Genomic DNA, 14,204 nt, shown 5'->3' with positions numbered 1-14,204 from the left:
CAGGAGCACACCTATGAATGATCAACATTCCCTTAACCCGTTAGACAACCAATCCGTTGGCCGATCCTTTCTCAAGTATTTAATCCCGTCCATGCTGGGCATGCTGCTAGTGGCGCTTAATATTACGATCGATGGCATTATGGTCGGGAATAAGCTCGGTTCTACTGCGCTAGCCGGCATCGGGATCGCAAGCCCTGTCTACACGCTGTTTGTAGCGATGTCGCTCTGGGTAGGTCTCGGAGGCGCCACCTTATATTCGCAAAATATGGGGGCAAAGGATACGCGGCAAGCACGCACGGCCTTTTCCTATTCGCTTACGATTATTTTTATCGCAACGCTTGCCATTGGCGTCACTTCCTTTGTCTTTCGAGACGCATTGGTATACGCTCTTGGCGCAAACGCGGAAACGTATCCTTTTGCTTCGGACTACTTGAACGTAATGCTGTTGTTTGGCTTTGTGTTTACGATAGAGAATGCTTTGAGCGTATTTGTTCGCAACGACGGCAACCCCAATCTGGCGATGATGGCGCAGATCACATTCGCTTTGTCCAATGTGGTTATTAATTTCTTCGTTCTTTATGTGCTTGACCTGGGCGTGGGTGGAGTGGCTTACGGTACGATCCTTGCCGCGTTTCTTGGCCTAATGGTGCTGCTTTCCCATTTCTTCAAGAAAACGAATCGGTTAAAGCTAATCCGTATCCGGTGGAATAAAAAAATAGTGTTAGCCATTATTATTATTGGTTTTCCAAGTTTCCTGTCCGAGGTGGGCTTGTCGGTATTTACGATATCGCATAACCGGACATTGGAAGCGATAGCAGGTACGGATGGGGTATCGGCATTCGCTCTGTTGAATTACGTCCACAGTACAGTGCTGCTGACCTTTCTCGGAATGGGCTCGGCGATCCAGCCGCTTATCAGCTACTATCACGGCGCGAAGCAAGAGGAGAAGAAGCGGCGTACGATTCGGATTGCCACTGCGACAGCTCTCGGGGCGGGAGCCGTGTTGCTGTCAATCATGCAGCTGGCAGCAATGCCGATCATAAGCCTGTTTGGGAATTTTAGCGACAGCGTTACGGAACATGCGGAGAATGGGTTGCGGATATTCGTAATGGCTTACCTATTCATGGGCATCAATTTCGTGATGATGACGTTTTACCAATCCATTGGCAATGTGAAGATGGCGGTATGGATAACGGCAGCGCGCGAAATGATTCTGATGCTGATTTTCATTGTCGTGCTTCCTAGATTTTTAGGGGTAAATGGGGTTTGGCTGTCCGTTCCGCTTGCAGAATGCATTGTGCTGATGACGATTGTTATTTATTATAAGAAGCAAGCAATACGGGAGCGTGTGCTGCCCATGAACAGCTGATGGAGGAAGGAATCGTGTCAATGAACAAGAAGCAGCTGCAAAGTGAACAGACCAAAAAACGAGTAGCCGATGCGGCAAGAGCATTGTTCTCGCAAAAAGGTTATGCGGCCACCTCGATCGAGGATATCGTTGCGGCAACCGGAAGCAGTAAAGGCAATATTTATTATCACTTTCAAAGCAAGGAAGGCTTGTTCCTCTATCTGCTGGAAGAATGGAGCCGTGAATGGGAAAGCCAGTGGCTGGAGCAGGAGAAAAACTATGTGACGTTCGAGGAGAAGCTGAACGGCTATGCCGAGCATCTCGATGCCAATGACCTGAATCATCCGCTAACGAAAGCGATGGATGAGTTCTTCTCCAGCGAGTGGGGACGCAGTGAGGTTCAAGAGGAGGTCAGCCGCTATTACGCGGAGCATCTGCAATTTAATGAGAGAATTCTGAAGGAAGCGATGGATTCGGGCGAATTAAATCCAGACGATGCCCGCATGCTCAGTTTTATTCTGGAAGGACTCTTTATCGGCATTGGCGAAATATCCAAACGCGCGCCTATCCATGAATCGACGCTTGCGATTTATCGGAAAGCGGTTAGCGTGTTTCTCCGCGGCACTACTGCCGCCAATCCCCAAAATGAGCATTAACCACTGCCATGCGCTAGATGCGTAAGAATACCATATGAGTACGGTAGGAGTGCAATAAGAGGATCATCAGAACGTGAAGAAGAAAATCCAATGAAGAAGCGGTGCAGAGGGCTATCCCTGCATCGCTTTTTTTTTTTGATTTTGGCCACTTGCTGCTTTGTTCAGCAAGTGGTAGACGGAGCATTTAAATGATTCTAGAGAAGCGTTAGCGGTCGTTTTTGTGAAGGGATTAGGGCCTTACCTCGTTGATTCAAAGGAATCCCTGAGCAATGGCGATCGGAAGAACATTTAAATGTGCAGTTTATGTCTGGTTTATGTGTAGTTTATGTGCAGTTTGCCGTTTAGCCTAAATACCGTAATAGAACATTTCTACGATAGCAGCCGGGGGAGAGCTTCTGGATTGAGTGGATTTGTGGGATGAAGTCGGTTGTTCTGTTACCTCAAATTCGAATGCCTAGCTGATAGACTTATCCTATCAACCAACTGTGAGGTGTAACCATGAAACGGAATTGGATGAAGCGGCAGCAGCTTCTCGGTTATTTATTTATTGGTCCCAATATGCTCGGCGTCGTCTTATTTTTCATTCTGCCAGCCATTTATTCGCTTTACCTAGTATTCACGGATTATAAATTTATGGCTCCCAAAATGAGTTTCATCGGGCTGGATAACGTCAAAAGGCTGTTTCACGATGATATTTTTTATGTGTCACTCCAGAACACGTTCGTATTCTTGCTTGCGGTGCCTGTATCTATCGGACTCGCGTTTCTCGTGGCGCTAGCCTTGAATCGAAAGCTCTTCTTCAAAAAAACGCTCAGAGCACTCTATTTCATGCCGTACATTACGAGTGGAGTCGCAGTTGCATTCGTGTGGATGCTGCTGTTCCATCCGAAGCAAGGGCCAATTAATGCGGTATTGATGGCAATTGGTGTCAATAATCCGCCAGGCTGGCTGTCCACGACGGAGTATTCAATGCTGGCAATCGACATCATCTGGATATGGTTTATGCTCGGCTACAACATGATCATTTATCTGGCTGCTTTGCAGGAAATCTCGGGCGAGCTGCTCGAAGCTGCGAAGATAGACGGTGCGAAGTCTTATCAAATCATTTATAAGATCGTATGGCCTTTGGTCAGCCCGACGACCTTCCTGCTGATGATTACGGGGCTGATCATGACGATAAAGACGTTTGGCATCATTCAGGCGATTACGCAAGGTGGACCTGGCAACAGTACGATGATCCTCTCGCTATTCGTGTACAAGAACGCATTCCGCTATTACGAGATGGGCTACGCTGCGACGATATCATGGGCTTTGTTCTTTATTATCATGCTGATAACCCTTGTGCAATGGTGGGGGCAAAAACGCTGGGTTCACTACTGAGGAGGCTAACGCATGCAATTATTAACGAAGACAAGCCGCTGGTGGCTGACGGTGCTTATGGCGTTTTTTGCGATTATTATGATTCTGCCTTTTGTTTGGATGTTCAGCACCTCGTTCAAAACGGCTGCCCAAGTATTCGAATATCCGATTCGCTGGATTCCGTCGCAATGGATATGGGATCACCACATTAAGGTATGGACGGGTCCGAAAAGCTTTGCCACGTATTATTTGAATTCCCTGAAGGTGTCCTTGATCAGTACGGTAGGTGCAACATTCCTCTCCGCACTCGCGGCTTATGGCTTCTCGCGAGTCGCATTCAAAGGCAGAAACGCATTGTTTGTCGTATACCTGTCTATGATGATGGTTCCCCCTCAAGTGCTGTTCGTTCCGAAGTTTCTCATGTTCGACAGCTGGGGCATTTACAACACGCATTGGGCGCTTATATTGCCAGGAATGTTCACGATATTCGGGGTATTCATGATGAGGCAGTTTTTCATGTCGATCCCGCTGGAAATTACGGAGTCGGCGTTTATTGACGGAGCGGGACATATTCGGATCTTTTTCCGGCTTATTCTTCCGCTTGCCAAGCCTGCGCTTGCTACCCTCGCCATTATCGACTTTTCGTGGCACTGGAATGATTATGAGAACGCGCTCGTCTTTCTAATTGACGAGAGCTTGTACACAGTGCCGCTTGGCCTGCAAAATTTCATTCTGGAGAATAACGTGGACTACAACGGGATGATGGCTGCGGCTTCAGCGGGTATCGTTCCGATGCTTCTCGTATTCATTATCGGCGAGCGGTTTATCGTGCAAGGGATTACGAATTCAGCGGTGAAGGGATGATGGGAAGCATGAAAGAAGAAACGGTTTATTCGGATGTCACCGTCGTAGGCGGGGGGTTAGCGGGCGTATGCGCGGCTGTAGCGGCGGCAAGGCTGGGCAGCAAAGTCGCGCTGATCAACAACCGCGGCGTACTCGGCGGCAACTCCAGCAGCGAGGTGCGCGTATGGGTATGCGGGGCAACGGCCCACGGAACGAACCGCTATGCCAGGGAGACGGGCATTATGGGTGAATTATTTTTGGAAAATCAATATCAGAACCCTGATGGCAACCCGTACCTGTGGGATTTGGTCGTGCTGGAGCTGGTTAAGGCAGAGCCGAACATCCAGTTGTTTCTGCACACCGATGTGCATGAGGCGGAGGCGGATGGGCCGGAGGATGACCGGCTTATTAAGAGCGTAACCGGCTGGATGATGGGCTCGGAGCGTAAAATCCGGTTTGAGAGCCCGATTTATCTCGATTGCACGGGAGACGGTCTCGTTGGATTTCTAGCTGGCGCGAAATACCGCATTGGCAGGGAAGCAAGGCATGAGCATGATGAGGAATGGGCGCCTGAGATCGCCGATGACATAACGCTTGGCAGTACGCTGCTGTTCTATACGAAGGATGCGGGTCATCCAGTGAGGTTCGTCCCGCCGAGCTTTGCCAAAGATATTACGAAGACGCTCATTCCGATTAAACGTGTTATTCGAAGCGGGGATTCTGGCTGCCATTATTGGTGGATTGAATGGGGAGGGGAGCTTGACACAGTTCATGCGAACGAACAAATTCGCGACGAGCTATGGTCGGTCATATACGGCATCTGGGATTATATCAAAAACTCGGGAGAGTTCGAAGCGGAATCGATGACGCTGGAGTGGGTCGGCTCGCTGCCGGGGAAACGTGAATATCGTCGATTTGTCGGTGATTATGTGCTGAACCAGAACGATATTATCGCCCAAACGCCGTTTGAGGATCGGATTGCTTTCGGCGGCTGGTCCATCGATCTTCATCCCCCTCAAGGGATGTATGCGGCGGAAAGCGGTTCGAAGCATATGCATGCGGACGGCATCTATCATATTCCTTACCGCTCCCTGTATTCGGCGAATGTTCGCAACATGCTGTTCGCAGGGCGCAATGTGAGCGCAAGCCATGTTGCCTTCGGTACAACACGCGTGATGGCAACCTGCGCGGTTATGGGCGAGGCAGCAGGAACAGCCGCCGCTTTATGTGTTCGGGGCAGCCTGACGCCTCGGCAATTGTATGCTGAACGGCTGGAAGAGCTTCAGCAAACGCTGCTTAAGCAGGATGCCTCGATAATTGGACTCCCGATTGCAGACGGCTTCGATATCGCACAACAAGCGACTATGACTGCATCGTCCCATTTCCGGCATATCGCGGCAGTCCAGACAAGCGGTACCGAGTATGCGCTGGTTAATGATGTAGGCATGCTGCTTCCCGTTGACGGGGGGTTGGAGAGCTTAGAGCTTCTAGTAGACGTGATGCAGGATACGGAACTGTATGTAGAGGTGTGGGATACCGGACGGATGGAGAACTATGTGCCTGCCAGCAAGCAGTTGGAGGCACGGGTAGCCTTGAGCAAAGGAAAGAAGAAATGGGCGAGCCTTGAGCTTGGCTGGCTGCCGGAGCTGCCGCAAAATGCTTTTCTCGTCATTTTGCAGAATGAAGAGGTTAAACTGCATAGCGTACAGCAGACGATACCAGGCGTGCTTTCCTTCGAACGGAAAGCTGCTCCGAATGCAAGCAAGGATCTGGAGGATCATGATGAGGGGCAGCCTGTCATTGAGTGGAGCATGAAGCATATGGCGGGTCGATTGTTTAGCTTCAAAGCGAAGGCAGAAACGCGCGCCTATGCGCCGGCCAAAGCCGTTGACAGCATCGTGCGTCCATATGGCGGCCCTCATTTATGGATGTCAGAGGAATTAATGGAGCTCGGTGAACAATGGCTGAGACTGGATTGGGAACGGGACCAGCGCATTACGGAGCTGCGGCTTACTTGGAATGCTGACGTAAACGAGGATTTAATCAATCTGCACCATCACCGCACGCCGTTTGAGGTTTTGCCGGATATGGTTAAGGCGTACCGGATTGAGGCGATGGTGGCGGGACAATGGGTGGTTGTTGCTTCGGAACGGAATAATCGCAGGCGCTTGAATGTGCTGAGGCTGGAGCAGGAATTGAGCACAAAGGCGCTGCGAGTCGTCATTACAGAGACGCACGGCTCCAGCTTCGCCCAGCTTGTACGGGTAAGCGCATATAGCTGAGATATGCTGCAAGAAGGATCAAGCCGCCTATGGACGCCGCAATAGGGACCAAGCAGCCTATGGACGCTGCAATACGGACCAAGCATCCTAAGCAAAAGGTTGACACCGCCCTGCTTATTCGCAATGATGGAATAGAGTAAGCAGTGGAAGGAGATAACCGCAATGAAATTAGAGGTAGAGGATGCAGCGGGCGGTTTTTATAAACAGGCAATGGGGCTTGTCGACGGCGAGGCGATTCGCATTTACGTCAGACTAGGCGGGTGCGGCAGCGTTCATCCGGGATTATCGCTTGGCGTGACGAAGGATGAGCCCGTACAGATCGGGCTTCAAACCGTTGTAGACGGCATTACGTATTATATGGAACAAGACAACCTATGGTATTTGGACAATAAGTCGCTTCGGATTTCGTATGACGAGCAGCATGAAGAAATTAAAATGACCGTGGAATAATAAATAGCGGGTGCCTCTGAGCCGATTTGGCGAAGAGGCATTTTTTGCATGCGACAGAACAAAAGAATCCGGTATCCGGATTTTCTCTGAATCCCCTAAAACTTTTGCGTCTAGCACATGACACCTTCCGAGCAGCGCATTTGGTTCTGATGAATATGTTATTTGCATTACGCAGCACGGCTTCAGTTAGAGTAATATTTTACGGAGCACGCACCTCATGTTTATTCTATTACAGGAAGAGCTTTCTTTCAGGCCGTAGGTAGAGGCCATGGAGAGCTCTTTATTTGTTATGGCATGCAAAGGGGTGCTTGCCGTATAACGGATGCTCAGGGAGGATCCCTATCGCTCAAGCAGACATTACGGATAAACCCTGAGCAATAGTTCAGGGAGAACCCCGACATACAAATGATGGAGAAACTCCTACAATAAAAGTATGGAAAGAGCAGCCAAGAACAGCAGAAAGCAGCGGAAGCGGGAGGGCTGAATAATGGAACATATTCCTTTGAGAAGGGTTGAGCAGCTCGCTTTGAAGAAACAAAAGGTATTTCTTCAGAGCAAGCTGAGATATATATTGCGAGCTATGCTTGCCAGCATGTTTATCGGATTCGGAGTTATCGTGGCTTTCAAGACGGGCAGCTTTTTCTACGTCACGCACAGTCCGCTAACGTACCCGATAGCAGCCATTACGTTCGGCGCAGCGATCATCCTCATTGCATACGGTGGAGGAGATTTATTCACAGGCAATACGTTTTACTACACCTTTACGGCGCTGCGGGGCAAGATGCGATGGACAAATGCCCTGAAGCTATGGTGCGCCAGCTATGCAGGCAATTTCTTAGGCGCAGTCGCGTTCGCGCTTCTCATCTGGTCGACGGGATTGTTCAAGGATGCGTCGGTCAATGGGTTTCTGCTCAGCGTCGTGGAGAAGAAGCTTCACGCTCCGGTTCTGGAATTGTTTTTCCGGGGAGTGCTCTGCAACTGGCTCGTATGCCTAGCTTTCTTTGTACCAATGTCGCTGCGCGGAGACGGTCCTAAGCTGTTCGCCATGATGCTGTTCGTCTTCTGTTTCTTTATCTCGGGCTATGAGCACAGCATTGCCAATCTTTGCACCTTCGCCATTGCACTCGTTCTTCATCATCCTGGAACGATATCGCTCGGAGGCATGATTCATAATTTGGTCCCGGTAACGCTTGGCAATCTGGTCGGCGGCTCGGTCCTCATGGGTGTTATGTATTATTACGTAAATAAACCATTCGAAGAGGTGGATTACACATGAAAAAAACTAAGGTAGTTGTTATAGGCGTAGGCGCGGTAGGATCTACGACAGCATATACGCTGCTGCTGCGCAGCCGGATGGATGAGCTGGTGCTGATTGACGCAAACGCGGGCAAGGCAGTTGGGGATGCGCTCGACATGAATCATGGCATGCCTTTTCTAGGTCATACGAAGGTATGGGCCGGCACTTACGAGGATTGCAAGGACGCGGACATTGTCATTATTACTGCAGGAGCAGCGCAGAAGCCTGGCGAGCCGAGGCTCAATCTGCTCAAGCGCAATGTCGCGATCTATGAAAGCATCGTAACCGAAGTGCTGAAATACAACGACGACGGAATCCTGCTTATTGCCACAAATCCGGTCGATATTATGAGCTACTTCTGCTGGAAAAAGTCGGGCTGGCCGACTAATCGCGTGATTGGCTCCGGCACGCTGCTCGACAGCGCACGGTTCCGTTATTTAATTGGCGAGAAGCTGCAGCTCGATCCGCGCAGCGTTCATGCCCATATTATCGGGGAGCATGGCGATTCCGAGCTTCCGGTGTGGAGTCTAGCGAATGTAGCGGGCTCGTCTATCGCACTCAGCGAGGAAGAAAAGTCGGATATATTTATCCATACGAGAGATGCAGCTTATGAAATCATAGAAGCAAAAGGTGCAACGTACTATGCAATTGCACTCGCCCTGGATCGCATTGTAACGGCTATTCTGTGCAACGAGTCGGCAGTGCTCAACGTATCTACGCTGGTCGAAAACTACCACGGTTTGTCCGATGTTTACATGGGCGTACCTTGCGTTGTAGACCGGCAGGGCGTAAGAGAGGTACTGGATATCAAGGTTACAGAGGAAGAGAAAGCGCTGCTGCATCGTTCTGCAGGGAAGCTGAAGGATCTAATTGAAACAATTTCGGTCTAGTCAAATCATATGCAAAGGGGCTGTTCGTCATGGCGATTAAATGGCTAAGCGATAACAAGCATGCTGCAGGCTTAATGCTGGTGCTGCGCGTATATCTAGGCTGGCAGTGGCTAAGCGCCGGCTGGCATAAGCTTGGAGGTTTCGACGCCAGCGGTTTCTTGAAAGGCGCCATTGGCAATCCTGTCATAGACAAAGGCACGAATGAGCTCATCTATCCAACGTTTACCGCGTTTCTGGAGCATGTCGCATTGCCCAATGCCAAAATCATCAACGTTTTGATTCCCATTGGCGAGTGTTTGGTGGGGCTTGGCCTTATTGTGGGAGGGCTCACGACTGTCGCCGCTTTCTTCGGGCTTCTCATGAACTTTATGTTTATGTTTGCCGGAACCGTATCGACAAATCCATGGCTGCTGCTGATCGGGGTGCTCGTATTCGCCGCAGGAGCCAACGCCGGCAAATTTGGTTTGGATTACTGGGTCATCCCGTACATGAGAAGGCTGGTTGGGAAGTTCAGGAAAAACGGAAAGGCGCCTGAGATCGGCCGCAGCGGATTTCCGCGTTAAGCGGAAGCTTGCAGCAATGGCTTAGACAACAGATAAACATCGACTAATCATATGGGAACCGGCGCGTGAACACAGTTCATGCCCGGTTTTTTTTATTGCCATTTGACAGAAAGGGCTATCATTTGTTATTTTAAATTAATATATTCTTATTGGATTAGTTGGTTTAAGAGGACGGGGGAGGTGTACGAAATCAACATTGAAAATATTGAGGCATTCGTCTACGTCATTCATTGCGGAAGCTTTAACAAGGCTGCCGATGCATTGTATTTGTCACAGCCTTCCGTAACCGCCCGGATCAAGTCGCTTGAGCAGGAGCTCGATTGCAAGCTCTTTGACCGGCAAGGAAAACAAGTCCAAATAACGGAGGATGGCAAACGTTTCTTACCCTATGCGCAGCAGCTTCTGCTTATTTATCAGAAGGGCAAGCTGCATATCAATCAGAAGAAGTCGCTGCCGAATGAATTCCGAATCGGTTGCACCGTATCCGTCTCCAACTATATCATTCCTGATCTATTGCCTCGTTTGAAGCAGCGATTCCCGAATACGCATTACAAGATCGTGACCGGCACGACAGATGAGATCATGAATAAGGTGCTCGGCAAGGATGTCGATATCGGTTTCGTCCGCAATGTGAACCACCCAAGCTTGCAGTCAAGCAAGTTTTATGAGGATCCCATCAGGCTGTACGCCTATGACGGCCATCCATTCCTGACGACAGGCAATTTATCGATTGAAGCGATAGCGGAGCAGCCGCTCGTGTTCTTTGAATGCGGCTCATTGGATTGGCTGCGTATACACCGTATATTCGAGCATCTTGATTTGCCGCCCAATATCCAAATTCAGACGGACAACTCCGAGATGGCCAAAAAGCTGGTCATTCAAAAAGCAGGCATCGGTTTTCTGCCGGATCTATGCGCCAAGCAGGAAATCCATGACGGCAAGCTTTATCAAATTCGAGTGCCGGAAACGGAAGGCATATCCCTGCAGACCAATCTCATCTCCCATCACGGCGAGCACCTCCCATTCGTTGAAGCCATTACAGAAATTGGCAAGCAGCTGGAAGCTGCCAAGCTCCTCTTATCGGCAAATTAAAAGCATATATAGAAAAGCTCTATTATCCGGACGGCTGCTGACGTGGTAAAGTTATATAGTCAGCAAAGCCGATTGAAATAGTGTGATTAAACAACCTTTGTCCGCTGCTTCTGCTGAAGCAGCGGTTTTTTGTTAGCTGAAGGGTCGATCGGAGATATCAATTTACTTATAGAAGATCTCTATAAGAAATGGGATTGACGGAAATGACAGTCAGGTGGTAAAGTGAATTCAACGCTAATCCTTACTTAACAGGTAGGAATTATAAGAATTTAAAAAAACGACTTTATTGGGGGAAATGAACATGAAAAAAGCATTCTTTTTATCCATTGCCATTATATTGACGCTTACGCTTGCAGGCTGTGGCAGCAACAAAAATAATGCAGGCTCGGAAGCGGCAAGCGGGAACGAATCGAAGGCAGTAACGAAGATCGTCGTGGGGACGGGAACGCAATTTCCTAATGTATGCTTTATTGACGAGAACGGCAAGCTGACCGGATTCGACGTTGAGCTGGTAAGAGAAATCGACAAGCGTCTTGCTGATTATGAATTCGATATTCAAACGCTTGAGTTCACGAACCTGCTGCTTAGCCTGGAAACGAAAAAAATCGATCTCGTTGCTCATGAAATGGAGAAAAACCCGGAGCGTGAAGAGAAGTACCTGTTCAATAAGGAGCCATACGCACACTGGAGAAACAAAATTATCGTAGCGAAAGATAATGATTCCGTTCAGACACTCGACGATTTGAAGGGCAAAAAAGTACTGACGACAGCAACAAGCGCACAATCGACGATTCTGGAAAACTACAACAAAGAAAACAACAATGCGATTGAAATCGTGTACCAAAACGGCGGCGCCAACGATACCGTTGCGCAAGTAACCTCTGGACGCGTAGACGCTTTCCTTGCAGCGGATTTCACGCTATCGCTAGTAGATACGAAGCAAGAGCTGAAAGCGGTAGGGCCAGCGCTTAGCGAAGCGGACATTCTCTTCATGTTCCGCAAGAATGACCCGGACCAGCAGAAATTATCCGATGCAGTAGACGGCGCGATTAAAGAGCTGAAAGCGGATGGTACCTTGGCGAAGCTTAGCTCCGAATGGCTGGGCAATGACTTTACATCCGAAGAAAAATAAGCGAGTGCAAGAAAGGTGAGATGGCTGGGTGGGAGAACCATTTGATATCAGTTATGTGTTCGAGTATCTAGTAAAGCTGCTTCCTACCTTGAAAGTCACTCTTCTTATCGTGGTGAGTTCCATCGTAATCGGGCTGGGCGTCGGGTTTATCGTCGCCCTTCCCCAGCTTTATAAGATTCCGATTCTAAGACGATTGTCGCAGGTGTATCTCTCCTTTTTCAGGGGAACGCCGATTTTGATCCAGCTTTTTTTGTTTTATTACGGTTTGCCTGAGATTCTGAAGCTCGTTAACGTAGATGTCGCCAAGCTGCCCGCTTTGTACTTCGTTATTTTAACGTATGCGCTGCATAGCGGGGCTTACTTGGCGGAAATGATTCGCGCAGCCGTAGGAGCGGTTGACCGAGGTCAGGTTGAAGCGGCTTACTCGGTCGGCATGACCGGTTTCCAGGCATTCACCCGAATCGTCCTGCCGCAAGCGATGGCGATATCGATTCCTGTATTCTCCAATTTGGTTATCGCGAATCTGAAGGACACCTCACTTGCCTTCTCGCTCGGCATTATGGAGTTAACAGGCAAGTCGCAGACACTCGCGGTTATGTCGAGACATTTTGTCGAAACTTACATTTCACTCGCGTTGATCTACTTCGTCATAAGCTTTGGACTCGAGAAGCTGTTCCACCTCATTGAGAAGAAGCTGCTCCGGCATGAACGCCGCTTAGCTGCCGAGGATAAGGAACCGCGCTTGCACAAAGGAAAAACCAAACGATTCAGGTTCATAGCAGGGCCAGGCTTTGGCAGAGGAGGAAGGGAAAATGAAGCTTGATTTTGCATTCATATGGACGGCATTCCTGCAGCTCCTGACTGCGATTCCGACGGCGCTGGCGATAACCGCCGTGTCCGTGCTGTGCGGACTCGTTATTGGTACTGCCGTTGCCATTGTCAGGCTCTACAAGATTCCTGTCTTGTACCAGATTGCAGCCTCTTATGTCACTTTTATCCGTGGAACACCGATGCTGACGCATTTGCTGCTTATCTACTTTGGTCTTCCAATCATCGTTGACGGAATTGCCGAAGCGCTTGGGTTATCGTTCCGATCGGTCTCCATTCCAATGATCGGGTTTGCATACCTGTCATTCTCCATTACCGCGGGAGCATATATGTCAGAGGTAGTGCGGTCGGGCTTGCTGGCTGTCAACCGCGGACAAATCGAAGCGGCTTACTCTATCGGCATGACAACCTCGCAGGCGATGCGCAGAATTATTCTGCCGCAAGCTTTCTCGGCGAGCCTGCCGAATCTATCGAACATGATTATTGGAATGCTGCACGGGTCGACACTTGCTTTTACCGTTTCGGTCGTGGAAATCAACGCGAAGGCGCAGATCGTCGCCACCACGAACTGGAAGTTTTTTGAGGCGTATTTGGCTGCTGCCATTATATTCTGGGGTTTGACCTTTATTATCGAACGGCTTACTGCACTAGCGGAGAAGCGGTTTAACCTTTACAACAGAGGCGGTGTCTCATGATTCAGCTGACGCAGATCAAGAAGAGCTTTGGACGCAATGAAGTGCTTAAAGGCATTGATCTTACCGTGAAGAAGGGCGAGGTCGTTGCCATACTCGGGCCAAGCGGCTCGGGGAAAACGACGCTGCTGCGCTGCCTCAATTATTTGGAGAAGCCGAATGACGGCCAGATTACGATTGATGATTTCACCGTCAATTGCAAGCGGCCGGACAAGAAGGATATTCATACGCTCCGTCAGAAGAGCGCGATGGTATTCCAGCAATACAACCTATTCAAGCATAAGACAGCCGTTGAGAACGTCATGGAAGGGCTCGTCATTGTGAAGAAGCTTCCGAAGGATGAGGCGCGCAAGAAAAGCGCAGAGCTGCTGGAGAAGGTGGGGCTTGGCAACAAGCTGGATGCCTATCCGAGCGAGCTGTCTGGCGGACAGCAGCAGCGCGTCGGCATTGCCCGTGCGCTCGCTTTGAATCCAGAGGTCATCTTGTTCGATGAGCCGACCTCGGCGCTGGATCCGGAGCTTGTCGGCGAGGTGCTTAGCGTGATCCGCAAAATCGCCAAGGAAGGCATTACGATGATTATCGTCACGCATGAGATGGGCTTCGCTCAGGATGTCGCGAATCATGTCGTGTTCATGGATGGCGGGGTTATCGTAGAAGAAGGGAAGCCCAATGAGATATTCAATTACCCAAAGGAAGAACGCACCAAGCAATTTTTGAAGCGAATTACGCCAGAGGGTGTTTATTCTATTTAACGCATAGAGGAGCGGATCAA

The 14,204-nt window shown here is 49.5% G+C and carries 14 protein-coding genes; all 14 read left to right on the top strand.

The features are described 5' to 3' along the window. Positions 1-13: 13 nt before the first annotated feature. Complete coding sequence (locus FHS16_RS05350; RefSeq protein ID WP_183559578.1) at positions 14-1,369, top strand: MATE family efflux transporter; 1,356 nt, start codon at positions 14-16, stop codon at positions 1,367-1,369. Positions 1,370-1,389: 20 nt separating this feature from the next. Next, entirely contained in the window at positions 1,390-2,004 is a 615-nt protein-coding gene (locus tag FHS16_RS05345) for a TetR/AcrR family transcriptional regulator (protein WP_183559739.1), read from the top strand. A gap of 498 nt (positions 2,005-2,502) precedes the next feature. Beyond that, on the top strand, positions 2,503-3,384 hold the full coding sequence (locus tag FHS16_RS05340) for a carbohydrate ABC transporter permease (protein WP_183559576.1): 882 nt from the start codon (positions 2,503-2,505) through the stop codon (positions 3,382-3,384). Positions 3,385-3,396: 12 nt separating this feature from the next. Beyond that, complete coding sequence (locus FHS16_RS05335) at positions 3,397-4,227, top strand: carbohydrate ABC transporter permease (protein WP_183559574.1); 831 nt, start codon at positions 3,397-3,399, stop codon at positions 4,225-4,227. 8 nt (positions 4,228-4,235) lie between these two features. Next, complete coding sequence (locus FHS16_RS05330) at positions 4,236-6,488, top strand: FAD-dependent oxidoreductase (protein ID WP_183559572.1); 2,253 nt, start codon at positions 4,236-4,238, stop codon at positions 6,486-6,488. Between the two features lie 162 nt (positions 6,489-6,650). Then, complete coding sequence (locus FHS16_RS05325; RefSeq protein ID WP_183559570.1) at positions 6,651-6,938, top strand: HesB/YadR/YfhF family protein; 288 nt, start codon at positions 6,651-6,653, stop codon at positions 6,936-6,938. A 487-nt stretch (positions 6,939-7,425) separates the two neighbouring features. After that, a complete protein-coding gene (locus FHS16_RS05320) occupies positions 7,426-8,214 on the top strand; it encodes a formate/nitrite transporter family protein (RefSeq protein WP_183559568.1) in 789 nt (262 codons plus the stop codon). Continuing rightward, complete coding sequence (locus FHS16_RS05315) at positions 8,211-9,125, top strand: L-lactate dehydrogenase (RefSeq protein ID WP_183559566.1); 915 nt, start codon at positions 8,211-8,213, stop codon at positions 9,123-9,125. The genes FHS16_RS05320 and FHS16_RS05315 overlap by 4 nt, the downstream gene beginning before the upstream one ends. Positions 9,126-9,154: 29 nt before the next feature. Next, positions 9,155-9,688 carry a DoxX family protein gene (locus FHS16_RS05310; RefSeq protein WP_183559564.1) on the top strand — a complete coding sequence of 178 codons (534 nt, stop codon included), beginning with the start codon at positions 9,155-9,157 and terminating at the stop codon, positions 9,686-9,688. A gap of 189 nt (positions 9,689-9,877) precedes the next feature. Then, the gene (locus FHS16_RS05305) at positions 9,878-10,780 is read left to right on the top strand and encodes a LysR family transcriptional regulator (protein ID WP_183559737.1); all 903 of its coding nucleotides are present in this window, start codon (positions 9,878-9,880) and stop codon (positions 10,778-10,780) included. Between the two features lie 301 nt (positions 10,781-11,081). Beyond that, entirely contained in the window at positions 11,082-11,912 is an 831-nt protein-coding gene (locus FHS16_RS05300; RefSeq protein ID WP_183559562.1) for a transporter substrate-binding domain-containing protein, read from the top strand. 28 nt (positions 11,913-11,940) lie between these two features. Further along, entirely contained in the window at positions 11,941-12,735 is a 795-nt protein-coding gene (locus FHS16_RS05295) for an amino acid ABC transporter permease (protein ID WP_183559560.1), read from the top strand. Then, positions 12,725-13,435 (top strand): amino acid ABC transporter permease, encoded by a 711-nt coding sequence (locus FHS16_RS05290; RefSeq protein ID WP_183559558.1) that lies wholly within the window; start codon positions 12,725-12,727, stop codon positions 13,433-13,435. The genes FHS16_RS05295 and FHS16_RS05290 overlap by 11 nt, the downstream gene beginning before the upstream one ends. After that, positions 13,432-14,184, top strand: coding sequence for an amino acid ABC transporter ATP-binding protein (locus FHS16_RS05285; RefSeq protein WP_183559556.1), 753 nt, complete (start codon positions 13,432-13,434; stop codon positions 14,182-14,184). The genes FHS16_RS05290 and FHS16_RS05285 overlap by 4 nt, the downstream gene beginning before the upstream one ends. Positions 14,185-14,204 lie beyond the last annotated feature (20 nt).

Origin of the sequence: Paenibacillus endophyticus, from assembly GCF_014192395.1 — a bacterium.
GTDB classification, from domain to species: Bacteria; Bacillota; Bacilli; order Paenibacillales; family Paenibacillaceae; genus Pristimantibacillus; species Pristimantibacillus endophyticus.
The sequence above is the reverse complement of the archived record's forward strand: the minus strand, read 5'-3'. Positions and strand labels throughout refer to the sequence as shown.